This window comes from Pseudarthrobacter sp. 05T312 (genome assembly GCF_056396685.1).
The window spans coordinates 206,148-230,545 of the sequence record NZ_JBFTLY010000005.1 but is presented as its reverse complement, the minus strand read 5'-3'; the positions used below and the strand labels follow the sequence as shown (position 1 = coordinate 230,545).

Below are 24,398 nucleotides of genomic sequence, written 5' to 3'. Positions count from 1 at the left end.
GCGCGCGAAGGAGCCCGCCCAGCCACTAGGAGAATCCATGAGCACCGTCGACCTGATCCGGCACGTCAAGCTGTCCACCGCCCGCCTCCCCCTCACCGTTCCCATCAGTGACGCCAAGGTCTTCACCGGCCGGCAGAAGCCCATGACCGAGGTTGTCTTTCTGTTCGCCGAAATCACCACCGAACTGGGCCACTCCGGCATCGGCTTCAGCTACTCCAAGCGGGCCGGCGGACCGGCCCAGTACGCCCACGCCAAAGAGGTGGCGGAGGGCATCATCGGCGAGGACCCCAACGACATCGCCAGGATCTACACCAAGCTGCTGTGGGCCGGCGCCTCAGTGGGCCGCTCCGGCGTCGCTACCCAGGCCCTGGCCGCCATCGACATTGCCCTCTACGACCTCAAGGCCAAGCGCGCCGGCCTCCCCCTGGCCAAGTTCCTGGGCTCCTACCGCGACTCCGTGCGGACCTACAACACCTCAGGCGGTTTCCTGAACGCCACCTTGGACGAGGTCAAGGCACGCGCTACGCAGTCCATCGAGGAAGGCATTGGCGGCATCAAGATCAAGGTGGGCCTGCCGGACAGCAAGGAGGACCTGCGCCGCGTTGCCGGCATCCGCGAGCACATCGGCTGGGACGTCCCGCTGATGGTGGATGCGAACCAGCAGTGGGACCGTGCCACGGCCCTGCGGATGGGCCGCCGGCTGGAGGAGTTCGATCTCGTCTGGATCGAGGAACCGCTGGACGCCTACGATTTCGAAGGGCACGCCCACCTGGCCCAGGTCCTGGACACTCCTATCGCCACTGGTGAAATGCTCGCCTCGGTGGCCGAACACAAGGGCCTCATTGCCGCCAACGGCTGCGACATCATCCAGCCCGACGCCCCGCGCGTCGGCGGCATCACCCAGTTCCTCCGCCTTGCCGCCCTCGCGGACGAGCGCGGCCTGGGCCTGGCCCCGCACTTCGCCATGGAAATCCACCTGCACCTCGCCGCGGCCTACCCCCGCGAGCCGTGGGTGGAGCACTTCGACTGGCTGGATCCGCTGTTCAACGAGCGCCTTGAAACCAAGGACGGCCGCATGATCGTCCCGGACCGCCCCGGCCTCGGGGTCACCCTCAGTGACCAGGCACGTGCCTGGACCACGGATTCCGTGGAGTTCGGGGCGTAACGCTAAAGCCGTAACCTTGAGCCATGAGCCGGAACCTCACCGCGGACCTTGCCGCTGACCTTCGCAACCGCATCGTTGACGGCGTGATCCAGCCGGGTGAGAAGCTTCCCAGCGAAAACACCCTGATCAGCGACTTCGGCGTGAGCCGGACAGTGGTCCGTGCCGCGCTGACGAGGCTCCAGGCCGAAGGGCTTGTGGAAACCGAACGGGGGCGCGGCAGCTTCGCCCTGACGCCGCCGTCGGAGGGCCCGTTGGCAGTGCCGGGCGTCCGGCCGGTGGCCACCACGGAGGACAGGCTGCACCTGCTGGCTTTCCGTATGGGTGTGGAGGCGGAAGCGGCTGCCTTGGCTGCCCGGAACCGCACGGACAGGCAGCTACGGGCGGTTGGCGCGGCGCTGGAGGCCTTCACCGAAAGCGCCGGCCACCCCGCCCATGCCATGAAATCGGACTTCGAATTCCACCGGGCGGTGGCCGCGGCCTCCGGCAACCCGTATTACTCCGACTGCCTGGCTGCGCTGGGGCAAACAATGATTGCCATGCCCCGCACCCGCCTGATGACCGGCGTCGAGCATTACGCCCGGGACCATTTCGACCAGGTGGTCCAGGAGCACCGGTCCATCCTCGAGGCGATCGCCGACGGCGACGAGGCTGCCGCGGCGGCAGCGATGCGCAGCCACCTGGCCAACTCACGACGCCGGTTCAAGGCTTCGGCGCGGCCGTCGAGCTAAGGTCCCCGTCCGAGTCCTGGGCCCGTTCGCTGATCCGCGCACCCGCCAATGGACGGATCACCCTGAAACGCGCGGGTGCATCGTCCACGCGCGGGTGCAATCTTCGTGGGCGCATGCAATCCACCAGAACCGCCGTGTCATGCGGGAAACGCAAAAGAGCCCCGGTCCTAAGACCGGGGCTCTTCCATTTGCGTGCGCGAGGGGGGATTTGAACCCCCACGCCCTTTCGGACACTGGCACCTGAAGCCAGCGCGTCTGCCGTTCCGCCACTCGCGCGCAACTTCTTCCACTTGGCCGGTCCGGTTTCCCGTTCCATGCCTCGTAAAAGCAGCGAGATCAAGCATAACGGACAGATGCCGCAAATTACCAATCGGCCGAACGCCGCCCTCCCATGGGCCGTCCGAACCGCAATTAAGCCGCGTGGAAGCAGGCAATTCCCGGACGGCAACCGCCCCGGGATGGCCGCCCCACAGCCGCCAGAGACAATCACTCCTCCGAACTTTTGCCGGCGCCCGGCCGTTGTTGATTAAGGTCATTCGCAGGGCTGGCCATTAGTATCGGATGTAGGAGTGGCCACTTCCGGCGGGCATCCCCGCGCAGCGGTGGACTGCCCCGCAGATGTTGGTCGGGAACAACTACTGCCCCGGAGCCGGGGGGAAAGGAGAAGCACCATGGGTCTGCTGGACAAGGTTGAACGTGGCATTGAAAAGGCCGTCCGCGGCGTCTTCTCCACCGGTTCCAAAGCCCAGGTTGAGCCGGTGGAGATCGCCAGCCGGCTCCGCCGCGAGGTGGACCACAAGGCCCTCACAGTGGCGGCCGGCCGCACTTTGGTACCCAATGTCTTCGACGTCCAGCTCAGTGACGAAGACTTCGGCAGGGCGCAGGAATGGGGCACCCCGCTGGCCGAGGAACTGTGCGACGTCGTCATCAACCACGTCCGCAGCCAGGGCTACACCCTCCAGGGTCCCGTCCGTATTTCGTTCCGCCGCGACGCGGAACTCCGTGCCGGTGACTTCGAAATCGCTTCCTCCACAGAGAAATCCCAGGGTTCCGGCGCGGCCCAGGCAAGGCCCAACGTCCCTGCGGCCCCGAGCCGGCAGCCGGTCAGGCTCCAGCCTGTCCTGGATATCGACGGGCAGCGCTATTCGCTGAACGCCCCGTCCATCATCCTGGGCCGGTCCTCCGAGGCAGACATCCTCATTGAAGACACTGGCGTTTCGCGGCGCCACCTGGAGATCCGCACGGAGAACGGAGTCACCAGCGCCGTGGACCTGGGGTCCACCAACGGCAGCTATGTCAACGGCCAAAGGGTCTCCGGAAGCACCGAACTCACTGACGGCTCCACCATCACGATGGGACGGACAAAGATCATCTTCCGCCTGCTTCCTGCCAACCAGGGTGGCCACGCATGAGCGACCTCACCATTACAGCGCTGCGGTTCGGTTTCCTGCTGCTCCTCTGGGTCCTGATCTTCAGCATCGTCTCCGCCATGCGCCGGGACCTGATGCTGGGCCGCAAGGCTGCCGCCGGCGCACCCACGGCCCGGCAGCTCCGGCGGAACCCCGAACTGGCCGAGACGCCTCCGCAGCCCGTGAAGCAGCAGGCCCGGCAGCTGGTGGTGCTGGAAGGACCGCTCAAGGGCCGCACCCTCCCACTGGCAGCGAGCCCCATTCTGCTGGGACGCGCCCAGGAAGCCACCCTGGTCCTCGAGGACGACTACGCCTCCGGCCGCCATGCCAGGCTCTTCCCACAGGGAAGCCGCTGGTTCATCGAGGATCTTGGCTCCACCAACGGAACCTACCTGGGCGACCAGCAACTTACCCGTGCCCTGCCCGTCGAGCCAGGGGTACCCGTGAGAATCGGCAAGACGGTCATTGAATTGAGGCCGTAACCGTGGCCGTTCCCGAAAACCCCGCTACCGGCTCCAGTCCGGCGCAGCGGCCCCTCATCATGCGCTTCGCCGCGCGGTCGGATGTTGGCCGGATACGTGCCAAGAATGACGATTCCGCCTACGCCGGCCGCCATCTGGCCGTGGTCGCGGACGGCATGGGAGGACACGCGGGCGGCGACGTCGCCTCGGCCGCAACCGTCCTGGACATGATCCACCTGGACAGCCCGGACCACGGAGACGACGCCGGGACCGTTTTGGCCGATGAGATCCAGACCGCCAATTCCCTCCTCTCCGAACTGGTGCACATCAACCCGAAGCTGGCGGGCATGGGTACCACGGTCACCGCCCTCCTGCTGGCTGAAGGCAAGCTGCACTTCGCCCACATCGGCGATTCACGCGCTTACCGGCTCCGCGACGGAGAATTCAAGCAGGTCAGCGTTGACCACACCTTCGTCCAGCGGCTCATCGACGAAGGCCGGCTGCGGCCCGAAGAAGCCGAAACGCACCCCCACAAGAACGTCCTCATGCGCGTCCTTGGCGACGTCGACGCCAGCCCCGAGCTGGACCTGGACACCCTCGACGCCCGGCCCGGGGACCGCTGGCTGTTGTGCTCGGACGGCCTGAACTACGTTGCCGCGCATGCCGTGGAACGGACGGTCCGCGAAACCCACAACCTGCATGAATGCGCCGAAACCCTTGTTGAGCTGACACTCGAGGCCGGTTCCCCTGACAACGTCACCGTGGTCATGGTGGACATCGTGGAGGAAACGCCCGACGACGTCAGCACGGCCGCCGTCGAAATCGTCCCGCCGGTGCAGGGCACGAAGCCCGCTGCCGCGGCAGAAGGTGCCCCCGCCGCCGCAGCGGTGGGCGCGGCAGCCGCTGCGGACGATCCCAAGGAAACACCCTCCTCCGGGCCCGGGGAAGCCACTCCCGGCTCTGGTGCGGCCAAGGAGCCGGCAAACGGCGAGGCCGCCGATGCCGGTCAGGGCGAGTCCGGCAGTACCGATCCCCATCTTGGCGAGCACCTCTCCGCTGAGGTCCTGCGTGAGGAACTTGCCTCACGCCCCCACGAACTGGTGGGTGCCGCCGCGGCTGCCGCGGAGTCCGGCTCCATCCCGACGGTGGCAGGCCGGACAGTGGCCCGCCGCGCTGCCACGCTCCTCACCCACAAGGCGGAACCGGCGGACGGAGAGGACGCCGTGCCGGCTTTGCGTCCGCGCCGCTGGCTGACCTGGTCCATCGCGGCCGCCGTACTGGTTGTGGTGGCTGTAGGCCTCTGGCTTGGCTACGCCTGGACCCAGACCCGGTACTACGTGGGCGAGTTCGATTCCCGTGTGGCCATCTACAACGGCGTGTCCCAGCGGCTGGGTCCCATCCAGCTCTCCTCCCTTGAAGCGGTGACGGACATCCGGATGGACTCCCTTCCACCCTTCTCCCAGCAGCGCGTCCGCCAGACGGTCCCTGCCAATGACCTCTACGACGCACAGCGCATCGTGAAGAACCTGGAGCTGACCGGGACCACTTCCCCCGAGGAGGAGTGCCCCAAGGTGTCCGCTTCGGCGACACCGCCCCCGGGCAGCGCACCTCCGGCCACGGTGGCAGCCCCGCCGCCGGCAACCGATGCGTCCGCCCCTGCCCCCGCACCGTCGGCCCCGTCCCCCTCACCCACTCCGACCATCACCTGCGAGGCGGCCAAATGAGCCAGGTAAGCACCATGCCCAAGCCTCGCCGCAACGTCGAACTTGCCTTGCTGCTGCTGGCCCTCGCCGTCGGCATCGGCGCCAACATGATGGTTGGCGTGGACCAGGAAAAGGCCTTCGACTCAGACTTCTGGTTCCAGTCGAGCCTCCTGGCAGTGGCCGCGCTCGTTTTCCATGGCGTACTGCGTTTCCGGGCCAAATATGCTGATCCAGTAATACTTCCGATTGTGATCGCGCTGAACGGTCTGGGCCTGGCGATGATCCACCGCCTGGACGCCCCCGGCGAGGACACCGGGAACAACCAGCTTCGGTGGACCCTCATCGCCATGGCCGTGGCCATTGCGGTGGTGTTCTTCCTCAAGGACCACCGCATCCTCCGGCGGTTCACCTTCATTTCGCTGGCGGCTTCGGCTCTTCTGCTGATCCTGCCGCTCGTCCCGGGGATCAGCGCCGGGGAAATCCTGGGCGCCAGGGTGTGGATCCGGTTCGGTTCAATGACGTTCCAGCCGGGCGAGGTCGCCAAGATTACGCTGGCAATATTCTTTGCGGGGTATCTTTCGTCCAACCGGGACCTGATCCTGCTTGCGGGCCGGAAGATCGGCCCCTTGCAGTTCCCGCGGTTCAAGGACATGGGCCCGATGGTCACGGCTTGGCTGGTCAGTATTGGTGTTCTGGTTTTCCAGCGAGACCTGGGTTCGTCCCTGCTGTTCTTCGGCCTGTTCATCGTGATGATCTACGTGGCCACCAGCCGGATCAGCTGGGTGGTGATCGGGCTGGCTCTGATCCTGGGCGGCGGCTTTGTTGCGGCACAGGTCTTTTCCCACGTGCAGCAGCGCGTCTACGGCTGGCTCAACGCCTTCTCCCCCGATGTTTATGAAAACGGCAGCCGGCAGGTCATCGAGGGCCTGTTCGGCATGGCCAACGGCGGGCTGGTGGGGACCGGCCTGGGCCAGGGCCGCCCGGACCTGGTCCCGTTCGCCAACAGCGACATGATCATCGCTTCGCTGGGCGAGGAGCTGGGACTGATCGGGCTGTTCGCCATCGTGCTGCTCTACCTGCTGTTCGTCACGCGCGGCTTCCGGGCAGCCCTGGGCACGCGGGACGCGTTCGGAAAGCTGCTTGCCTGCGGCCTGTCCCTCGCCGTGGCCCTCCAGTGCTTCGTAGTGATCGGCGGCGTCACGCGCCTCATTCCCCTGACCGGGCTTACCACCCCGTTCCTGGCGGCCGGCGGATCGTCCCTCCTGGCCAACTGGATCATCGTGGGGCTGCTCCTGTTGATTTCCCATGCTGCCCGCGGGCCGGTGGATACAACTCCGCTCCCACCCGCCGGTGCGGCGGCGGCAAACGGCATTGACACTCCAACCGAGGCGGTGAAGCAGGCATGAACCAAGCAATTCGACACTCATGGGTAGCCGCAGTTGCCATGTTTGCGCTGCTCTTCGGCGCCATCAGCTATGTGCAGGTGGTGGGCGCCGACGACCTCAAGACCAATCCGCTGAACCAGCGCGCCATCCTGCAGAACTACTGCAACGACCGTGGCGCCATCATCGTCGGCGGCACTCCCGTGGCTGAGTCTGCGGAAACCGGTTCGGAAACGTGCAAGTTCCAGCGGACCTACCCGCAGCCGGAACTCTACGCCGGCATCACCGGCTACTTCTCGAAGAACTACGGAGCCACGGGCCTGGAGCAGACCATGGGCGCCGAGCTGGCAGGGAACTCCGACCAGCTCTTCCTTGACCGGGTGGGCCAGCTTTTCCTGGGCAACCAACCCAAGGGCGCGTCAGTGGAACTGACCATCGATCCCCAGCTCCAGCAGCTTGCCTACAGCCTGATTCCGGATGGCCAGCGCGGCTCGATCGTGGTCACCAACCCCAAGACCGGCGCAATCCTGGCCATGGCCTCCAAACCGTCCTACAACCCGAACCTTGTGGCCACCCAGGATGCCAAGGCGGAAAGCGCCAACATCAACGAACTGGTCAAGGTGCCTGGCATCAACCTCAACCAGAACGTCAGTGGCCCCACCGGGGAACTGCTCGCTCCGGGCTCGGTTTTCAAGCTTGTGGATACGGCCGCGGCCCTGGCGTCCGGGAAGTACAACAAGGACAGCGTCCTGCCGAACCCTGCTGAGATGCCCTTTGACGGCATCCAGTACAAACTGCCCAACTATGCCGGCGGCAACTGCTACACCAAGGACACCGCCTCGTTCGCGTTCGCACTGCAGCAGTCCTGCAACACGCCATTCGCGAGCATCGCCCTGGACCTGGGCCGCGACGCCATCGCCGCGCAGGCCAAGAAGTTTGGGTTTGGCGAGGACGTCGGGGGCCAGCTGAAGCTCGGCCACGCGGCGGGGAACGGCTTCCCCGATAATCTGGACGCGCCCGGCCTGGCCCAGTCCGCCATCGGCCAGAAGGATGTCCGGGTCACGCCGCTTCAGGTCAACATGATGACGAATGCCATCGCCAACGGCGGCGCCCAGATGGCGCCCAGCCTCGTCAAGACCCTGCGGTCCCCGGACCTGCGCGTCATTGACGAGCCGCAGCCGTCACAGCTCAGGACATCCACCACCCCGGAAATCGCCAAGCAGATCACCGAATGGATGACCAGCGTGGTAACTGACGGTATCGCCAAGGGCGCTGCCGTCCCGGGCGTCCAGGTCGCAGGCAAGACCGGCACCGCCGAACTCGGAAACGGAACCAACAATTCGTGGTTTACCGGGTTCGCCCCTGCTGACAACCCGAAGGTCAGCGTCACGATCGTCATGGAAGGCGTAGACATCTACGCGGGAGCAAAGCTGACCAGTCCCAACGCGAAGAAGATTTTTGAGGCGGTGTTGAATAAGTGAGGCCTACAACGGGAATCACCCTCGGCGGCAGATTCCAGCTGACCACGCGGATTGCGATCGGCGGCATGGGGGAAGTGTGGAAGGCCAAAGACCTCGTCCTGGGCCGTATCGTCGCCATTAAGGTGCTGAAGGAGGAGTACACCGGTGATCCGGGATTCCTCCAGCGCTTCCGCGCTGAGGCACGCCACACCGCGCTGCTGAACCACGTGGGGATCGCCAACGTCTTCGACTACGGCGAAGAGGAGGGCTCGGCCTACCTGGTCATGGAGCTGGTCCCGGGCCAGCCGCTGAGCAGCATCATTGAACACGAACAGGTGCTCTCGCCTGACCGTACGTTGTCGATCATCGCGCAGACCGCCCGCGCCTTGGCCGTCGCGCACGCCCAGGGCCTGGTCCACCGTGACGTTAAGCCCGGCAACCTCCTGATCACCCCTGACGGGAGGGTCAAGGTAACCGACTTCGGCATCGCCCGCCTTGCCGACCAGGTGCCGCTCACCCAGACCGGGCAGGTCATGGGAACCGCGCAGTACCTGGCGCCCGAGCAGGCAACGGGCCAGACCGCCACCGGTTCCTCGGACATCTACTCCCTCGGCGTCATTGGCTACGAGTGCCTCAGCGGCCACCGCCCGTTCTCCGGCGAATCCCAGATCGCCATTGCCCTGGCCCAGGTGAACGACGCCCCGCCGCCGCTTCCGGAGAGCCTGCCCACGCCGGTCCGGGCGCTCCTGATGTCCATGCTGGCCAAGGACCCCAAGGACCGGCCGGCGAATGCCATCAAGCTCGCCGAAGCGGCGGAGGCCATCCGCAACGGGGACGTGGGCGCCGCCCGCGCCGCGGTGCCCGGCATGCTGCTTTTCGACGCCTCCACGGGACCCATCACGGCTCCTGTCGACACCGCCACCGCCCCCACCGGCGTGATCGGAACGCAGCGGGATTCTGCCCCTACCGCCACGTCGGCACTGCCGGTGATGGGGGCGGGCGCAGCAGGTGCTGCGGCAGCCATGGCTGCCGGCGCCCACGGCGCATCCGCGGACGACGCGGAGCGGGCGCAGGGGCCGCTGGCCCGCGCCAACGCGTTGGCTGCCGAGCGGAACTGGGACCAGGAGGAGGAAACGTACGACGACGGGCCCTCCGACGAGCCCAGGCGCAAGGGCCGCAGCCCCTGGACCTGGCCCCTGGTCGCCTTGATCCTGTTGCTGCTCTTCGCCCTGGTGGGCTTCCTCCTGAACCAGGCGGGACTCTTCTCGCCGGCCGGGAACCCCAGCTCCAGCGCCACGGCCAGCAGCGCACCGCCGTCGTCCGCGACGCCCACGCGGACCACGCCCTCCGCAACGCCGACGCAGACGCGCAGCACGCCCACCCCCACACCCACCACGCAGCCCACCCAGTCCACGGTCAACGTCATTCCGGCCGCGTACCTGGGCAAGGACTACCGGCAGGTCCAGGCTGCCCTTGCAGGCATGGGGCTCCAGGTGACCGTCGTTCCGCAGGAGAGCAGCACTGAGGCGCCCGGAACGGTGCTGGAACTCAACCCCACCGGGACGGTTCCCAAGGGTTCGCTGATCACCGTCGTCTACGCGACCGCTCCCAGCCCTGCGCCCACCACCGCCGCACCGACCCCTACCCCCACGTCGTCCTCACCGGTGGCCGGACCGACGCCCATCTCGCCCCTGGCAACCTGCGCGGCCGGCCAAACGCCCGGAATGCCTCCGACCTGCGCACCCTGATTGTCGGGACTACCAGTGAATGAGTCACCACGCACACCGTTGCACCGGGAGGACAGCCTTCCGGTGGATAACCGGCGTGTCCTGAACGGGCGCTACGAGCTGGGTAACCTCATTGGCCGCGGCGGCATGGCGGATGTCTACAAGGGAACTGACACCCGCCTGGGCCGGACCGTGGCCATCAAGCTGCTGCGGCCGGACATGGCCCGGGATCCGCAGTTCCAGGCCCGCTTCAAACGCGAAGCGCAGGCGGTGGCAGCCCTGAACCACCCGTCGATCGTGGCCATCTTTGATACCGGCGAGCACGTGGTCCATGACGGTTCCACCGAGGACGTACGGGTGCCGTACATCGTCATGGAATACGTTGAGGGCAGGACCCTGCGCGAATTGATCCGTGCCAACGAGGTCAGCATCAGCCAGGCGATCGACTACTGCCTGGGCGTCCTGGCGGCCCTCGAGTACAGCCACAAGGCCGGCATCGTGCACCGGGACATTAAGCCTGCCAACGTGATGTACTGCCCGGGCAGCAACTCGGTGAAGGTGATGGACTTCGGCATTGCCCGGGCCATCGCCGATTCCTCCGCCACCATGACCCAGACCCAGGCAGTGGTGGGAACGGCACAGTACCTCTCGCCGGAACAGGCCCGGGGCGAGACGGTGGATGCCCGCAGCGACCTCTATTCCGCTGCGTGCCTGCTCTACGAAATGCTGACTTCGCGGCCGCCGTTCGTCGGGGACAGCCCGGTTTCCGTGGCTTACCAGCATGTCCGCGAGATCCCGGAACCGGCCAGCAGCCTCAACCCGGATGTATCCCCGGCGCTGGATACCGTCCTTGCCAAGGCCCTGCAAAAGAACCGGACCGACAGGTTCCAGGACGCAGCGGCCTTCCGGCGCGCCTTGCGCGCTGCCAAGGCCGGTGTTCCCGTGCCGGCCGTGGCGGCGTCAGAGGCGCCCACCGATCCCAACGACCACGTTCCACAGGCGACCCCGCCCACCGAGGCGTTCGCCGCCACAGGGGCAAGCTTCCTTGACGATGCCCCCACCGGACGGCTGGCCGCCACCAACCTTTACCATGGCGATGCCGGAGCGGCGGCTCCGCTGGAAGTGGCCGACGAGCACGGGGCTGACGCGTATGGGGCGGGGGCGCTCCCGCTGGGCTTCGCTTCGGAACGTGAGCCGAGCACACGGCAGAAGTCCCGGCGTCGTGCCTGGATCGCGACGCTGGTGATCTTCACCCTCCTGATCCTCGCCGGCGGCGGATTGTGGCTGTACCAAACGGTCAACCGGCCCGCTCCCGCGCCGCCCAAGGTGTCCATTCCGGCGGTGGCGTCCATGACGGAAACCGCCGCACTGCAGGAGCTGTACAACGCCGGCCTGAGGCCCCGGATCGCACGGTCCGCAAACGACACAGTCCCCAAGGGGACGGCCATCGGGACGGACCCCGCGGCTGGAGGTTCGCTGGATCCGGGGGCCGAGGTCATCCTTAACGTTTCGGATGGCCCCAGTTCGGTGAAGATCCCTGACAGCCTCCCGGGCAAGACCGAAGCCGCGGCGCGGGACATCCTCCGGCAGGTGGGACTGGTGGGCGCCCCGTCGACCACCACTGCCAACAGTGCCACTGTCCCGGCGGGGATCGTCATCACGTCCAACCCGGCTCCCGGGCAAAGCGTCGGTGTCGGCACCAGCGTCGAGCTGATCGTGTCCACCGGAAAGGTGGTGGTCCCGGAACTGCGTGGCCTGATGCGTGACGAAGCCGAGGCTGCACTGAAGGAGCTCGGCCTGGTGCCCTCGGTGGTTGAGGTGGAAAACTCCCAGGTGGAGCCCGGCAAGGTCACGGACCAAAGCGACCCGGCCAACGCTGCCGTGGAGCAGGGGAAGACCATCACCGTCGTGGTGGCCAAGGCGCCGCCGCCACCGCCGCCTGCGCCAACGGAAACCGCCACGCCGACGCCGACACCAACGCCCAAGCCCACCAAGAAGGGCTGACCGCGTCCGTGTCGGCCCGGCTCCGGCTACTGCTGGATCAGTGGGCTCAGCTTCGCTGCCCGGGCAGCCGCGCCCTTCATGCCCAGCGATTCGAGCCAGTTGCCGAGCATCTGGTACCCGCCCTCGGTGAGTACCGATTCCGGGTGGAACTGCACCCCGCACAGTGGTGCCGTCCGGTGCTGCAGCCCCATGACCACTCCGGACGCGGTCTGTGCCGTGATTTCCAGGACGTCGGGGATGGATTCCCGCACCGCGGCCAGTGAGTGGTAGCGGGTGGCCGTGACGGGGGAGGGCAGCCCGGCGAAGACGCTGGTGCCAATGTGCTCCACCTTGGACGTCTTGCCGTGCATGAGTTCCGGGGCATGGGTCACCTTGCCGCCGAAAGCCTCGGCCAGCGCCTGGTGGCCCAGGCAGACGCCGAACATGGGAACGCTTTTTTCACCGCACCACTTGATCAGCTCGATGCAGACCCCCGCCTCCGCGGGATTTCCGGGCCCGGGGGATATGAGGACGCCGTCACGGGTGCTGGCCAGTTCGATGGCCTCGGCGAGCGTGACGTCGTCGTTGCGGACCACCGTGGTCTCGGCGCCGAGTTCCTGGAGGTAGCCCACCAGGGTGTAGACGAAGCTGTCGTAGTTATCCACTACAAGGATCTTGGTTGTGGTCATGGCTGGTCTGTGGAACCAATCGTTGAGTCGGTGAATGGGGTGAAATGGGACATCCAGGGGAACAGGAACTGGACCATCAGCACCAGGGCGAGGAAAACCAGTGCCAGCGAGATGATGATCTTGAGCCACAGCGGCCCGGGGAGGTGTCGGAAGATCCAGGCGTACACGGTCAGTTCCTTCCGGTGGCTGCTGCCACCTGGGCCGCGATTTCGGCCGGTGGTCCTGCCGCTGCGGGCCGCCAGCTGTCCAGCAGGGCGTAGGCGATGATGCGTTCTTCCGCTCCGAATCGGGGGTTGCAGCTGGTCATGGTGAGGTAGCTTTCGGTGGGCGCGGCACCCGGCTGGGTGGGGACCGGTTCCAGGACATCGGTGCGGGACGGCATGACGATCTGGTTGTTCCGGAAGACGTAGACGTAGAAACCGTCCTTGGTCTGGACGTAGATCTTGTCGCCCGGGACCAGGGTGTGGATGTTGTCCAGCACGGCTCCGTGCGTCTGGCGGTGGCCGGCCACCGCGAAGTTGCCGACGGCGCCGGGCATGGCGGTGTTGCTGTAGTGGCCCAGGCCCAGGGTGTCCAGGACGTCCTGGCTTGTCCCCTGGACGATCGGACGGGTGTAGGTGGGACCGAACCTGGGGATGTACATGATGCCGATGGTGCCGGCGTGGCCCGGCGCCGTCCCCACCACGGGCTTTCCAAAGTCCTCACCGGCGGCGGGAGGCGCCGCCGCTGCGGAGGCCGAGGGCGCGGGGGCTGCGGTGCCCAGGTCCTGGGCGAATTCCTTGATGACCTGGCTCTGCTTGGCATCGGACTCGACGTTGGTCCACCACAACTGCCACGCCACAAAGAGCAGGAGGATAACGCCGGCGGTGATCAACAGTTCACCAAACACCGAGATGATGCCGTGCAGGAGGGCACGACGGGGCCGGGGCGCGGTGGCGGGCCCCGCCTTCTCCTGCAATACCACGCGTTCTCCTCCGGGCATCTACCCTGGGCACCGGCTGCCCATCAACTGCGGCTAGAATTGGCTGCTAGTAAGAATCCAGATTTGACCAAGATCGCGCAGACCGCTGGCAATTTCCTTCTTGCAGGATACCAAGCCCGGGCCGCCGAGCTTGCCCAGTCCGCCAAGGAGAGCCAGTGCCCGAGTCAAAGCCTCGCAGGAAGACCGCCAGCACCGCCCAGCCGGCATCACCGCAGGCCTACAAGCCCAACCCGGTATGGTTCAAGCCGGTCATGTTCGGCCTCATGATCATCGGCCTCTTCTGGATCATCACGTTCTACATCAGTGAGGGACGGTTCCCGGTCCAGGCCTGGCAGTCCTGGAACATCGTTGCGGGCTTCGGCATCGCCATCGTCGGGTTCCTGATGACCACCCGCTGGCGCTCCTAGCGCCTGCAGCGGAACTGTTCCAAGGAGGACTCCACTGGCTCCGGATTCCAGCGGCGTGATCGTCGGCGAGGATGGCCTGGCCCGGCCTGCCTGGGCTGCCACTGATCCGCTGATGCGCGACTATTACGACCAGGAATGGGGACTGCCCGTCACCGACGAACAGGGCCTCTACGAGCGGATTTGCCTGGAGGGTTTCCAGGCGGGCCTTTCCTGGGCCACCATCCTGCGAAAGCGGCCGGCCTTCCGCGCGGCCTTTGCCGGCTTTGACCCGGATGCCGTGGCGTTGTTTGGCGCCCCGGAGGTGGAGCGGCTGATGCAGGATCCCGGCATCATCAGGAATCGGCTGAAGATCCTTGCAGCTGTGAAGAACGCCAAGGCCACCCAGGAGCTCAGGAACGACGGCGGACTGGTGGAGTTCGTGTGGGGCTTCCGTCCGGCGAGCACGCCCAAGCCACAGGCAATTACCGATATTCCCACCCAATCCGAAGAGTCGGTGGCCCTGTCCAAGGCGCTCCGTAAGCGCGGATTCTCGTTCGTAGGCCCCACCACCATGTTCGCCCTGATGGAAGCGATCGGCATGGTAGACACCCACCTCCTGCAAAGCCACCGCCGTGGATCTTCCGGCGTGTGGCCCATTGGGGCCTAAAGGCACGGGCGCCGGCCGTTATCCCCAGCTGTTGGGAAGGTTATCCACAATGTGGAGAACCTTCGCCTTCGAACCAAAGTGATGCCGCTGCACCGCCCCGCGGGCCTTTTCCCTGAAACCTGCCGGCCAGATGTGGTTATTAACAGTGTGGAATACCTGTGGAAAAGTACAGTGCCGCCTGGCGGAAAGGTCCGGCCAGAACTAGGAGCGGTCCCGCCGGACCGGGTGGTGGCTGGTGATGGACACCCTGTTAAAGGCGTTCATGGTCACGGCAAGCCAGCTCACGGCTGAAAACTCCCCGGCGCTGAGCCGCTCCCGCGCATAAGCCTCCGTAGCCTCCCGTGACCGTTCGTCCGGGAGTTCTGTAATGCTTTCCACCAAGGCCAAGGCGGCCCGCTCCTGGTCGGTGAAGAGTGCCGTTTCACGCCATGCGGGCAGGACCGCGAGCCGCTGCGGGGTTTCGCCGGCGTCCGCGGCCTTCCGCACATGGAGGTCCAGGCAATACGCGCATCCGTTGATCTGCGAAATGCGCACATTCAGGAGCTCCACCAGGCCCCGGCCCAGTCCAGCCTCCTCTGCTGCTTCCTGGACCTTCAGGCCCAACCCGCTGATGGCTCTCCACAGGGCCGGGTGCTGTTTGTCCAGGTACAGGTGTTCGGTGGCGCTCACGGGAGTCCTTGTCGGTCGAACGGCTTGGCAGGCCACCATCATAGGCAGGTGGCAGCCCGGCACTGAGGACGCTTGTCCACTTACCAACAACGCCATACCCACAACTTATCCACAGGTGGGGAAAACTTCGTGGAAATCCGGCGCTCCTGGAGCCTGCAGCCTTACTCCTACGGGTTCACTCCCGGCCGAAACAACAGTGCTGTCACTTATTAACAGTGTGGATACCGCTGTCGATAACCCCCTGCGAACGGTGTGCACCGCATCCCGTCGGCCACGTTTCCGCCGCTTTATCCACAGGTGGCACCGAAATTGGCCGCTTATCCACTTACACACAGCAATATCCCCACAAGTTATCCACAGGTGTGGAGAAAGCCGGTCCGGCACGCCTCGTGGGGACCGAAGAACGCCGGGGGAGGCCGAACGAAGGCATGAACTACAGCTATGTAAGTTACCAACACTGTGGATAAGCGCTGTGGAAAACAGGAATGCCCCCGGCACCGGAGGATGACGGGGGCATAAAGTTGTCCGCAAATCGATAAGGGTTAGAGCGTCACCCGTGCCCAGCTCGCAGCGACGAGAAGGACCACCACGGCGGCCAAACCCAGTGCCTGGAGGAGGCCTTGGCGGCGTCCGCGCGGGGTGTAGGCAAGGACAGCGGCGCAGAGCCCACCGGTAATGAGCCCACCCAGGTGGGCCTGCCAGGCGATGTGGGGGATCAGGAAACCAATGACACCGTTGATGGCGATCAGGACCCAGAGCTGCCTGGTATCGCCGCCCCGCTGGCGTTGGACCAGCAGCATGGCGCCGAAGAGGCCAAAGATGGCACCTGAGGCGCCGACCAGCCCCACCAGGCCCTGGCCCGGGACCAGCACCGGGTTCAGCAGCAGGTAGCCCACCGATCCACCAAGGGCGGAGATCAAGTACACCGCAAGGAAGCGGGCCCGGCCCAGGACAGGTTCCAGTGCCTGCCCAAAGATCCACAACGTGTACATGTTCAGGAGGATGTGCAGGAAGGAGTCCGGGGAATGGAGGAAGGCTGACGTCAGCATCCGCCAAGGTTCAAAGGCGCCGTACTGCGGGGCGACGAAAATGTTGTTGTAGGCGAACTGCTTGTACACCCAGTCGCCAGGTATAAGCATCTGCAGGGCGTAGACGACTACACACGCTGCGATGATGCCGAACGTCACCAAAGGCCTGCCGGTGGCTACGGCGCCGCCGTAGACCGACCGCACCTCCGGCGTCGTACGTTTTGTTTCATTGACGCAGTCAACGCACTGGAATCCGACGGCGGCCGCCCGCTGGCAGTCCGGGCATGCGGGGCGCCCGCAGCGCTGGCAGCGTACGTAGGACGGCCGGTCCGGGTGCCGGGGGCAGACCGGGACCTGGGCGGACGGCTCGGCCGACGGAATTCCGTAACTCATGGTGCGGCGTTACAGCTGTTCGATGTCGATGCTGTTGATGGTGACGTCCTCGACCGGGCGGTCGCCCATGCCGGTCCGGACACCCTCGATGGCGTCCACAACCTTCTTGGATTCCTCGTCGGCAACTTCACCAAAGATGGTGTGCTTGCCCTGGAGCCAGTCCGTGGGAATGGTGGTGATGAAGAACTGTGAACCGTTGGTGCCCTTGCCCATCTGGATGCCGGCGTTGGCCATGGCCAGCTTGTAGGGCTGGTTGAAGCTCAGCTCGGGATGGATCTCGTCGTCAAAGCGGTAGCCGGGGCCACCGGTTCCACGGCCCAGGGGATCGCCGGCCTGGATCATGAAGTCCTTGATGATGCGGTGGAAGATGGTTCCGTTGTAGAGCGGCGTGCCGGTCTTGTCCTCGCCGGTTTCCGGGTGGGTCCAGGCCTGCTCGCCGGTGGAAAGGCCCACGAAGTTCTTGACCGTCTTGGGCGCGTGGTTGCCGAAGAGGTTAACCACGATGTCGCCGAGGCTGGTGTGGATGGTTGCTTTTGCAGTTGCGATGGCAGTCATAGGTTGATTCTCCCATGCCGGTTCCGGGCAGCCATGGCCGCGGGGGCAGTTCCGCGCTGGGTGAAATCGCCCTAAAATCCGCAGAGTGAATAGCCCGTGGTGATCTGGGCACGTAGGCTAGCGACAGAACCGTCACATTAATCGGGAGGTAGTTGTGAAGAAATCGGATCGTATTGCCCGTGACCTTGAGCAGTCGGTCACCAGTGCGGTGGAAAACGCCAAGGATTGGGCGGGCCCCCGAGTGGAAGCTGCCGTGGACTGGGCTGTTCCCCGCCTCCAGCAGAGCCTGGATACCGCATCTCCCAAGATCCAGGAAGGCCTGAAGACGGCGGCCCACAGCCTGGCCGACGGCGTTGCCACCGTGACTCCGCGGATCCAGGACGGACTGGCCCACCTGGCGCCCAAGATCAATGAGGTGGTGGAGGGCGCATCACCCAGGCTGCATGAGGCCCTGGACAAGGCCACTCCAGTGGTCCTGAATGCCCGTGACCGGGTGGTGGTGGAATACCTGCCCAAGCTCTCGGACCAGATTGGCGTGGCCTCCGGCGCTGTGCACCGCACCTTGGAAAACACCCCGGCCCGGGTTGACGCCGTCGCGCAGAAGCTCGGGGACGTGGGAATCATCCACGCCCTCCAGGAGCAGGCACAGGCCACCGGCACGCAGCTGAAGGCGGCCTCAGCAGGAGCCAGCCGCGCAGTGGACGTGAAGCTTGCCCAGCCGGAGAAGCCGAAGAAACGCGGCTGGCTGGTCTTCGGCGTGGTGGCTGCTGCCGTTGCGGCCGGTGTTGCAGCGTGGAAGGCCTCCAAGCCGGTCGAGGACCCCTGGAAGACTCCCTCGCCGGTCACCCCGACCCCCGCCCCTGTCCCGGCCACCACCGTCAGTGACGTCAAGGCAACAACTGCCGACGCCGCCGACAAGGGCACGTCCGCAGCCGCCTCCGCAGCCGGTGCTGCCGCGGACAAAGCCGGTGACGCAGCCGAGACTGCCGCTGATAAGTCAGCGGACGCCGCCGACAAGGCCAAGCACGTTGCTGACGACACCGAAGGCGGCGCCAAGACGGTTGCCGATGAAGACAAGGGCAGCAGCCAGGCCTGATTTTCGCCGTTCACACAAGGGGGCTCCGTTTGACGGCGGGGCCTCCTTTTGTGTCTCTTCCCGTCCGCGGAGGCATCTTGCCCGGATGCTAGATTTGAAGTGATGTCAGCCAATCGATCCTCTGGGGATGCCGTGAACGACGCAGCCGTACAGCTCCGCGTGTCAATCGTCATCCCGGCGTACAACGAGGAGGGCGTAATCAGGCAGTGCCTGATAGCTGCCATCTACCAGTCCGTTCCCGCCCACGAGATCATCGTGGTGGACAACCTTTCGAAGGACCGGACCGCTGACATTGTCCGCCAGATGCAGCTTGAGTATCCGGAAAGCCCCATCATCCTCCTGAGCCAGGACCGCGAGCAGGGACTGATCCCCACCAGGAACTTCGGGCTGGACAGTGCCACCGGGGACATCCTGGGCCGGATCGACGCCGATTCCATTGTGGAACCCGACTGGGTCGAGCAGGTGCAGAAGGCCTTCGCGGACCAGTCGGTCCAGGCGGCAACCGGCCCCGTGGTCTACTACGACATGCCGATGCGCCGCTTTGGACTCAAGGCGGACGACAAAATGCGCCAGCTCATGCTGAAGCTGGCCAAGCACCAGTACCATTTCCTCTTCGGCTCCAACATGGCGCTGCGGGCCAGCGCCTGGGAGACCATCCGTTCCGAAACATGCCGGGATGAGAAGGACGAGATGCATGAGGACATCGATTTGTCCCTGCACCTGGCCGACCATGAGCTGCCGGTCCGTTACTGGCCTCAGATGGTATCCGGGATGTCGGCCCGGAGGCTTGAGGATTCACCGCGGGACTACCGCTACTACGTCACCCGGTTCGACCGGACCTACAAGGCGCACAACGTCCGGAAGATGGCGCTGAAGGCCCCCATGGTGGTGTTCTTCTCGGTGTACTTCCCGGCCAAGCTCCTCAGGGCCATCCACACCGTCAATACGGCCCAGCCGGTCCGGCGCGGCGGCCAGTAGCGCCTAGTCGGTTCCCAGCCCGGTGAGGTATTCCGGCGGCGGTTCCTCCTGCGGATCCGTTCCTCGGCCCCTGCCCATGGCGTTCCCCTGGCCCCGGCCACTCCTTCGGCCCCTGCCGTTCCGTTGACCCAGGACCACGACGGCAAGTCCCGCCAGGATCAGGCCGAGCCCTGCATAGGTGCCTGCCGGCAGGGTCTCATGCAGGAACAGGGCGGCCAGCAGCGCTGCGCCGGGGATCTCCATGAGGATGATCATGGAGACAATCAATGGGCTCATGGTAGCCAGCAGGTGGTTGAAGGCAGTGTGGCCCACCAATTGGGCGCAGACGGTGATAGCCGCGATGCCCAGCCAGCCGGCCGGCTCGAACCCGGCCAGGGGTTGCCCCCAGAGCAGCGCCATTCCTGCCACGAGGACGGCGCACATCCCGTAGCACAGCGTTGTATAGGTCCCGGTGGACATGCTTCGCCGGGCCTTACCGCCGGCGAGCGTATATAGTCCTGCCAGCGCTCCACCGGCCATGGCCAGCAGGTCTCCCGTGAGGGCCTGCGGGGAGGAGCCCATATCGAAGCCGGTGATCGCAAGGACTCCGCCAAAGGCAATTCCCAGCCCTGCCAGGACCTGCCAGCGGTGGCGGATGCCGCGGAAGAGCTGAAAGACGGCAATCCATGCCGACTGCAGGCACACGAGGGCTGTGGCAGCTGCTACGGACGTCAGCTGAAGGGATGTGATGAAACAGGCGAAGTGCAGGGCCAGCGCAATGGCGGCCAACATGGACCAGCGGAACTCCCGGCCGCTGATCCTGCGGAACTGGCCGGGTTCCCGGGCAAGGGTGGGAGTTGCCATGACAGCGGCACCGATGGCATTGCGCCAGAAGGCGATGGCAAGCGCGCTGACGCTGGTGGCGCCAAGCGTGGCGGCGATGAGCGGTCCGGAGGATGCAACGCCCAGGACCCCCAGGGCAGCGAAAAAGAAGTTCAATGCAGCCCCCTGGTGCTGGTTCCGTGCGCAGATGGAAAGCAAAAAGTCCCGGCCGGCGTTTCCGCTGACCGGGACTTTCCTATGGTGGAGGCACGGGGACTCGAACCCCGAACCCCCTGCTTGCAAAGCAGGTGCGCTACCAATTGCGCCATGCCCCCATAAGAAGCAACCCGTCAATCATACCCTAGAACCGGGGAGCCTCTGACCGGCTCCCGGAGTGGGTGTCCGGGCTAGTCGACCGTGTCGGTTGACTTGCTCCAGACCGTTTTCCGGGCTTCGGATTCCTGTGCTTTCCGGTAAACCAGGAAGCCTGCGATTGCGGCTGCCAGTACAAGCAACTTCTTCACATGCTCCCCAATCCGGCAAGGTACCGGACGGATCCGGACCAAACCTCGGTTTGAAACCTGCACAGGTTCCGTGGGCGTACCAGGACTTGAACCTGGGACCTCTTCGTTATCAGCGAAGCGCTCTAACCGCCTGAGCTATACGCCCTCAATCCCTCATCGGGCCGAGACATGACTTTACAGCACACCCCGGCCCGATCTCAAATCGGGGCATTCCACCGGCGTGGAGCCGGTGGAATGGTGTCCTAATCGTCGGTGAGGGTCACGCCGATGCCGCCCACCAGGGTGGCGGAAATGTTGTACAGGACAGCGGAAAGCATGGAGAGCGCCGTCAGCAGGACGACGTTGACCACGGCAATGATGGTGGCGAATGAGGCCACCTGGCCCAGCGAAGCAACCTTCTTCAGCTCGAAGCCGCCGCTTTCTGCGCCCGCCAACGTGCCGAGGAGGCTGTCCACCTGGTCAAAGATCCCGGTGAGGTCCAGGACGGTCCACAGGACGATGGCGGCCACCACCGTGACGATGCCCAGTGCCACAGACAGCAGGAATGCCATCTTCAGCACGGACCACGGATCCACCTTGCTGATCAGCAGCCTGGCCCGGCGGACCTTTGCCTTCGGAGCGGGCTTCACCAGGCCCGGAGTTCCCTGGCCGGAGGCTCCCTGCGCAGGACGCTGGCCTGTTTGTGCCGGGCGCTGGCCGGGCTGGCCCTGGAAGGGGCGCTGGCCTGGCTGTGCGGGCCGCTCTCCCTGCTGGGGGCGCTGGCCCGGGACGGCAGGCCGCTGGCCCGGTGCACCGGCGGGCGCCGAGGGGCGCTGCTGGGGACGAACGGGGGCGTTCACGCGGGGTGCCGCTGAAGGCCGGTTCCCGTCGGGAACAGTACTGTTCGGCTTGGGAAATGAGTCGGAATTACTCACTCGTTACCTCCGTGTTGTCTTCGTTCGGCTCAGCGTCGCCCGAGGCGTCCTCTGACTCAACGGCCGGTGATTCTTCTGCCATTGCTGGCGCGGCGGATTCCCCAGCGGTTCCGCCATCTTCAGCCAACGTTACGTCATCGTCGGCGGATTCCTCGTCCTCAAGACCGCGTTCGCTGTTGCGTGCCACCTCGATAATCCGGTCGTTCTTGTCCGGTTTGGCGAAGATGACGCCCATGGTGTCACGGCCCTTGGCCGGGACACCGGCCACGGAAGACCGGACAACCTTGCCGCCCTCCATGACCACCAGGACTTCGTCTTCTTCCTGCACGATGAGTGCGCCCACCAGGTGGCCGCGCTCTTCCTGGTACTTTCCTACCTTGATGCCCAGGCCGCCGCGGCCCTGGAGCCGGTACTCCTCCACGGCAGTGCGCTTGGCGTAGCCGCCTTCGGTCACGATGAACACGAATGAACCGTCGGTGACCACGTCTGCGGCAAGCAGTTCGTCATCCTCGCGGAATTTCATGCCGGTAACGCCGGAGGTGGCACGGCCCATGGGGCGCAGGGCGTCATCGGTCGCGGTGAAGCGGATTGACTGGCCCTTGCGGGAGACCAGGAAGAGGTCATCGGTCTCGGACACCAGCTGCGCGGAGACCAGTTCGTCACCGTCCCGCAGGTTGATGGCGATCACGCCGGCCGAACGGTTGGTGTCGTAATCTTCCAGCCTGGTCTTCTTCACCAGGCCCCTCTTGGTGGCGAGGACCAGGTACGGGGCCTGCTGGTAGTCCTTGAGATCCAGCACCTGGGCGATGTGTTCGTCAGGCTGGAAGGCCATCAGGTTGGCCACATGCTGGCCCTTGGCGTCCCTGCCGGCTTCCATCAGCTCGTAGGCCTTCGCGCGGTAGACCCTGCCCAGGTTGGTGAAGAACAGCAGCCAGTGGTGGGTGGTGGTAACGAAGAAGTGCTCCACCACGTCGTCTCCACGCAGCTGGGCGCCCTTGATGCCTTTGCCGCCGCGCTGCTGCGACCGGTAATTGTCGCTGCGGGTGCGCTTGACGTAGCCGCCGCGGGTGATGGTGACCACCATCTCCTCTTCGGGGATCAGGTCCTCCATGGACATGTCGCCGTCGTAGCCCATGAGGATCTTGGTGCGGCGGTCATCGCCGTGCTTGTCCACGATCTCACCGAGCTCGGTGCTGATGATCTCGCGCTGGCGCTGTTCCGAACCAAGGATTTCCTTGTATTCGGTGATCAGGGCTTCGAGTTCTGCGTGCTTTTCCTGAATGCGCTGGCGTTCCAGGGCGGCGAGGCGGCGCAGCTGCATGTCCAGGATGGCCCGGGCCTGCAGCTCATCGATGTCCAGCAGCTCCATCAGCCCGTCGCGGGCGGCTTCGGTGGTGCTGGAGGCGCGGATGAGGGCGATGACCTCATCCAGCATGTCCAGTGCCTTCAGGAGCGCCCGCAGGATATGGGCTTCTTCCTCTGCCTTGCGCAGCCGGTACCGGGTGCGGCGGGCGATGACGTCCATCTGGTGCGTCACCCAGTGGCGGATGAACGCATCCAGGCTCAGGGTCCGCGGCACACCGTCCACGATGGCCAGCATGTTGGCTGAGAAGTTGCTCTGCAGTTCGGTGTGCTTGTAGAGGTTGTTCAGCACCACCTTGGGCACCGCGTCGCGCTTCAGCACGATCACCAGGCGCTGGCCGGTGCGTCCGGATGTTTCATCGCGGAGGTCGGCAATGCCCTGGATCTTGCCGTCCTTGACCAGTTCGGCGATCTTGATGGCCAGGTTGTCAGGGTTGGCCTGGTAGGGAAGCTCCGTGACCACCAGGCAGGTCCGGCCCTGCAGTTCCTCCACGGCAACCACGGCGCGCATGGTGACCGAGCCGCGGCCGGTGCGGTAGGCGTCTTCGATGCCCTTGTGGCCAAGGATGGTGGCTCCGGTGGGGAAATCCGGGCCCTTGACCCGCACCAGCAATTCCTCGAGGAGTTCCTCGCGCGTGGCACCAGGGTTGGATAGGTACCACTGCACGCCGTCGGCTACTTCCCGGAGGTTGTGCGGCGGGATGTTGGTGGCCATGCCTACGGCGATGCCGGAAGAACCGTTCACCAGCAGGTTGGGGAACCTGGCCGGCAGGATGGTGGGTTCCTGGTTCTTGCCGTCATAGTTGTCCTGGAAATCGACGGTTTCCTCGTCGATGTCCCGGACCATTTCCATGGCCAGCGGCGCCATTTTGGTTTCGGTGTACCGCGGTGCGGCGGCGCCGTCGTTGCCGGGTGAGCCGAAGTTTCCCTGCCCCAGCGCCAGCGGGTAGCGCATGGTCCAGTCCTGGATGAGGCGCACCAGGGCGTCGTAGATCGCGGTGTCACCGTGGGGGTGGTACTGGCCCATGACCTCGCCCACCACGCGGGCGCACTTGTTGAAGGACCGGTCGGGGCGGTAGCCGCCGTCGAACATGGCGTACAGCACGCGGCGGTGCACGGGCTTGAGGCCATCGCGGACGTCGGGCAGGGCACGGCCCACGATGACGGCCATGGCGTAGTCCAGGTAGGAACGCTGCATTTCCGTCTGCAGGTCCACCTGTTCCACGCGGTCGATCAGCACGTCGCCTTCAAGAACGGTGTCCGGAGTTCCGCCCTCAGGGGCGGAGTTCTCGGGGATTTCGTCGCTCATTAGTTATTTTCCGTTTCAGGTATATGT

Annotated in this window: 23 protein-coding genes and 3 tRNA genes; 13 read left to right on the top strand and 13 right to left on the bottom strand. The window is 65.4% G+C overall.

Annotation, left to right across the window (positions count from 1 at the left end; genetic code table 11):
• Positions 1-37: 37 nt before the first annotated feature.
• Positions 38-1,165, top strand: coding sequence for an L-talarate/galactarate dehydratase (locus AC1DIP_RS10160; RefSeq protein ID WP_476208249.1), 1,128 nt, complete (start codon positions 38-40; stop codon positions 1,163-1,165).
• A gap of 23 nt (positions 1,166-1,188) precedes the next feature.
• On the top strand, positions 1,189-1,893 hold the full coding sequence (locus AC1DIP_RS10155; RefSeq protein ID WP_477733646.1) for a FadR/GntR family transcriptional regulator: 705 nt from the start codon (positions 1,189-1,191) through the stop codon (positions 1,891-1,893).
• Positions 1,894-2,086: 193 nt separating this feature from the next.
• Here AC1DIP_RS10155 and AC1DIP_RS10150 read toward each other — a convergent pair.
• Positions 2,087-2,169: transfer RNA gene (locus AC1DIP_RS10150), tRNA-Leu, on the bottom strand.
• A 395-nt stretch (positions 2,170-2,564) separates the two neighbouring features.
• On the opposite strand from AC1DIP_RS10150, the gene AC1DIP_RS10145 reads away from it, so the two are divergent.
• From AC1DIP_RS10145 to pknB, 7 genes are read left to right on the top strand one after another with little or no spacing between them, the layout of a single operon-like run.
• Positions 2,565-3,305 carry an FhaA domain-containing protein gene (locus AC1DIP_RS10145; RefSeq protein ID WP_477733645.1) on the top strand — a complete coding sequence of 247 codons (741 nt, stop codon included), beginning with the start codon at positions 2,565-2,567 and terminating at the stop codon, positions 3,303-3,305.
• Positions 3,302-3,784 (top strand): FHA domain-containing protein FhaB/FipA, encoded by a 483-nt coding sequence (locus AC1DIP_RS10140; protein ID WP_141158780.1) that lies wholly within the window; start codon positions 3,302-3,304, stop codon positions 3,782-3,784. Before AC1DIP_RS10145 ends, AC1DIP_RS10140 begins: the two co-directional genes overlap by 4 nt.
• Positions 3,785-3,786: 2 nt before the next feature.
• Positions 3,787-5,487 carry a protein phosphatase 2C domain-containing protein gene (locus AC1DIP_RS10135; protein WP_476208242.1) on the top strand — a complete coding sequence of 567 codons (1,701 nt, stop codon included), beginning with the start codon at positions 3,787-3,789 and terminating at the stop codon, positions 5,485-5,487.
• Positions 5,484-6,872 carry an FtsW/RodA/SpoVE family cell cycle protein gene (locus AC1DIP_RS10130; protein ID WP_476208240.1) on the top strand — a complete coding sequence of 463 codons (1,389 nt, stop codon included), beginning with the start codon at positions 5,484-5,486 and terminating at the stop codon, positions 6,870-6,872. The genes AC1DIP_RS10135 and AC1DIP_RS10130 overlap by 4 nt, the downstream gene beginning before the upstream one ends.
• Positions 6,869-8,329 (top strand): penicillin-binding transpeptidase domain-containing protein, encoded by a 1,461-nt coding sequence (locus AC1DIP_RS10125; RefSeq protein WP_476208239.1) that lies wholly within the window; start codon positions 6,869-6,871, stop codon positions 8,327-8,329. Before AC1DIP_RS10130 ends, AC1DIP_RS10125 begins: the two co-directional genes overlap by 4 nt.
• Positions 8,326-10,056 carry a protein kinase domain-containing protein gene (locus AC1DIP_RS10120; RefSeq protein WP_476208237.1) on the top strand — a complete coding sequence of 577 codons (1,731 nt, stop codon included), beginning with the start codon at positions 8,326-8,328 and terminating at the stop codon, positions 10,054-10,056. The genes AC1DIP_RS10125 and AC1DIP_RS10120 overlap by 4 nt, the downstream gene beginning before the upstream one ends.
• Positions 10,057-10,071: 15 nt before the next feature.
• The gene (gene pknB, locus AC1DIP_RS10115) at positions 10,072-12,039 is read left to right on the top strand and encodes a Stk1 family PASTA domain-containing Ser/Thr kinase (RefSeq protein WP_477733644.1); all 1,968 of its coding nucleotides are present in this window, start codon (positions 10,072-10,074) and stop codon (positions 12,037-12,039) included.
• A gap of 26 nt (positions 12,040-12,065) precedes the next feature.
• On the opposite strand, the gene AC1DIP_RS10110 is transcribed toward pknB, so the two are convergent.
• From AC1DIP_RS10110 to AC1DIP_RS10100, 3 genes are read right to left on the bottom strand one after another with little or no spacing between them, the layout of a single operon-like run.
• Positions 12,066-12,707, bottom strand: coding sequence for an aminodeoxychorismate/anthranilate synthase component II (locus AC1DIP_RS10110; RefSeq protein WP_476208235.1), 642 nt, complete (start codon positions 12,705-12,707; stop codon positions 12,066-12,068).
• Positions 12,704-12,874: a hypothetical protein gene (locus AC1DIP_RS10105; protein WP_477733643.1), complete on the bottom strand. Its 171-nt coding sequence runs from the start codon at positions 12,872-12,874 to the stop codon at positions 12,704-12,706. Before AC1DIP_RS10105 ends, AC1DIP_RS10110 begins: the two co-directional genes overlap by 4 nt.
• A 2-nt stretch (positions 12,875-12,876) precedes the next feature.
• Entirely contained in the window at positions 12,877-13,671 is a 795-nt protein-coding gene (locus tag AC1DIP_RS10100; protein ID WP_476208233.1) for a class E sortase, read from the bottom strand.
• Between the two features lie 173 nt (positions 13,672-13,844).
• Here AC1DIP_RS10100 and AC1DIP_RS10095 point away from each other — a divergent pair, with 173 nt between their 5' ends.
• Together AC1DIP_RS10095 and AC1DIP_RS10090 are read left to right on the top strand one after the other, a co-directional pair.
• Positions 13,845-14,096, top strand: a complete 252-nt coding sequence (locus AC1DIP_RS10095; RefSeq protein WP_141158788.1) for a cell division protein CrgA — start codon at positions 13,845-13,847, stop codon at positions 14,094-14,096.
• A 55-nt stretch (positions 14,097-14,151) separates the two neighbouring features.
• A complete protein-coding gene (locus AC1DIP_RS10090; RefSeq protein WP_476208231.1) occupies positions 14,152-14,742 on the top strand; it encodes a DNA-3-methyladenine glycosylase I in 591 nt (196 codons plus the stop codon).
• Positions 14,743-14,943: 201 nt separating this feature from the next.
• Here AC1DIP_RS10090 and AC1DIP_RS10085 read toward each other — a convergent pair whose 3' ends face one another.
• The 3 genes from AC1DIP_RS10085 to AC1DIP_RS10075 all read right to left on the bottom strand — a co-directional run bounded on the left by AC1DIP_RS10085 (position 14,944) and on the right by AC1DIP_RS10075 (position 17,387).
• The gene (locus tag AC1DIP_RS10085) at positions 14,944-15,411 is read right to left on the bottom strand and encodes a carboxymuconolactone decarboxylase family protein (RefSeq protein ID WP_476208230.1); all 468 of its coding nucleotides are present in this window, start codon (positions 15,409-15,411) and stop codon (positions 14,944-14,946) included.
• 542 nt (positions 15,412-15,953) lie between these two features.
• Positions 15,954-16,832, bottom strand: coding sequence for a rhomboid family intramembrane serine protease (locus tag AC1DIP_RS10080; protein WP_476208228.1), 879 nt, complete (start codon positions 16,830-16,832; stop codon positions 15,954-15,956).
• A gap of 9 nt (positions 16,833-16,841) precedes the next feature.
• A complete protein-coding gene (locus AC1DIP_RS10075) occupies positions 16,842-17,387 on the bottom strand; it encodes a peptidylprolyl isomerase (RefSeq protein WP_141158792.1) in 546 nt (181 codons plus the stop codon).
• Positions 17,388-17,541: 154 nt separating this feature from the next.
• Between AC1DIP_RS10075 and AC1DIP_RS10070 the strand changes: the two genes are divergently transcribed.
• Positions 17,542-18,483 (top strand): hypothetical protein, encoded by a 942-nt coding sequence (locus AC1DIP_RS10070; protein WP_477733642.1) that lies wholly within the window; start codon positions 17,542-17,544, stop codon positions 18,481-18,483.
• 102 nt (positions 18,484-18,585) lie between these two features.
• Complete coding sequence (locus tag AC1DIP_RS10065; protein ID WP_476208225.1) at positions 18,586-19,461, top strand: glycosyltransferase; 876 nt, start codon at positions 18,586-18,588, stop codon at positions 19,459-19,461.
• A 3-nt stretch (positions 19,462-19,464) separates the two neighbouring features.
• On the opposite strand, the gene AC1DIP_RS10060 is transcribed toward AC1DIP_RS10065, so the two are convergent.
• From AC1DIP_RS10060 to gyrA, 6 genes are all read right to left on the bottom strand, one after another.
• Positions 19,465-20,439 (bottom strand): DMT family transporter, encoded by a 975-nt coding sequence (locus AC1DIP_RS10060; protein ID WP_477733641.1) that lies wholly within the window; start codon positions 20,437-20,439, stop codon positions 19,465-19,467.
• An 82-nt stretch (positions 20,440-20,521) separates the two neighbouring features.
• A tRNA-Ala gene (locus tag AC1DIP_RS10055) sits at positions 20,522-20,597 on the bottom strand.
• A 72-nt stretch (positions 20,598-20,669) separates the two neighbouring features.
• Positions 20,670-20,786: a DLW-39 family protein gene (locus AC1DIP_RS10050; RefSeq protein ID WP_210411329.1), complete on the bottom strand. Its 117-nt coding sequence runs from the start codon at positions 20,784-20,786 to the stop codon at positions 20,670-20,672.
• 71 nt (positions 20,787-20,857) lie between these two features.
• Positions 20,858-20,931 (bottom strand) — tRNA-Ile (locus AC1DIP_RS10045).
• Positions 20,932-21,028: 97 nt separating this feature from the next.
• Positions 21,029-21,700, bottom strand: a complete 672-nt coding sequence (locus tag AC1DIP_RS10040; protein ID WP_476208221.1) for a DUF3566 domain-containing protein — start codon at positions 21,698-21,700, stop codon at positions 21,029-21,031.
• Positions 21,693-24,371, bottom strand: coding sequence for a DNA gyrase subunit A (gene gyrA / locus AC1DIP_RS10035; RefSeq protein WP_476208219.1), 2,679 nt, complete (start codon positions 24,369-24,371; stop codon positions 21,693-21,695). The genes AC1DIP_RS10040 and gyrA overlap by 8 nt, the downstream gene beginning before the upstream one ends.
• Positions 24,372-24,398 lie beyond the last annotated feature (27 nt).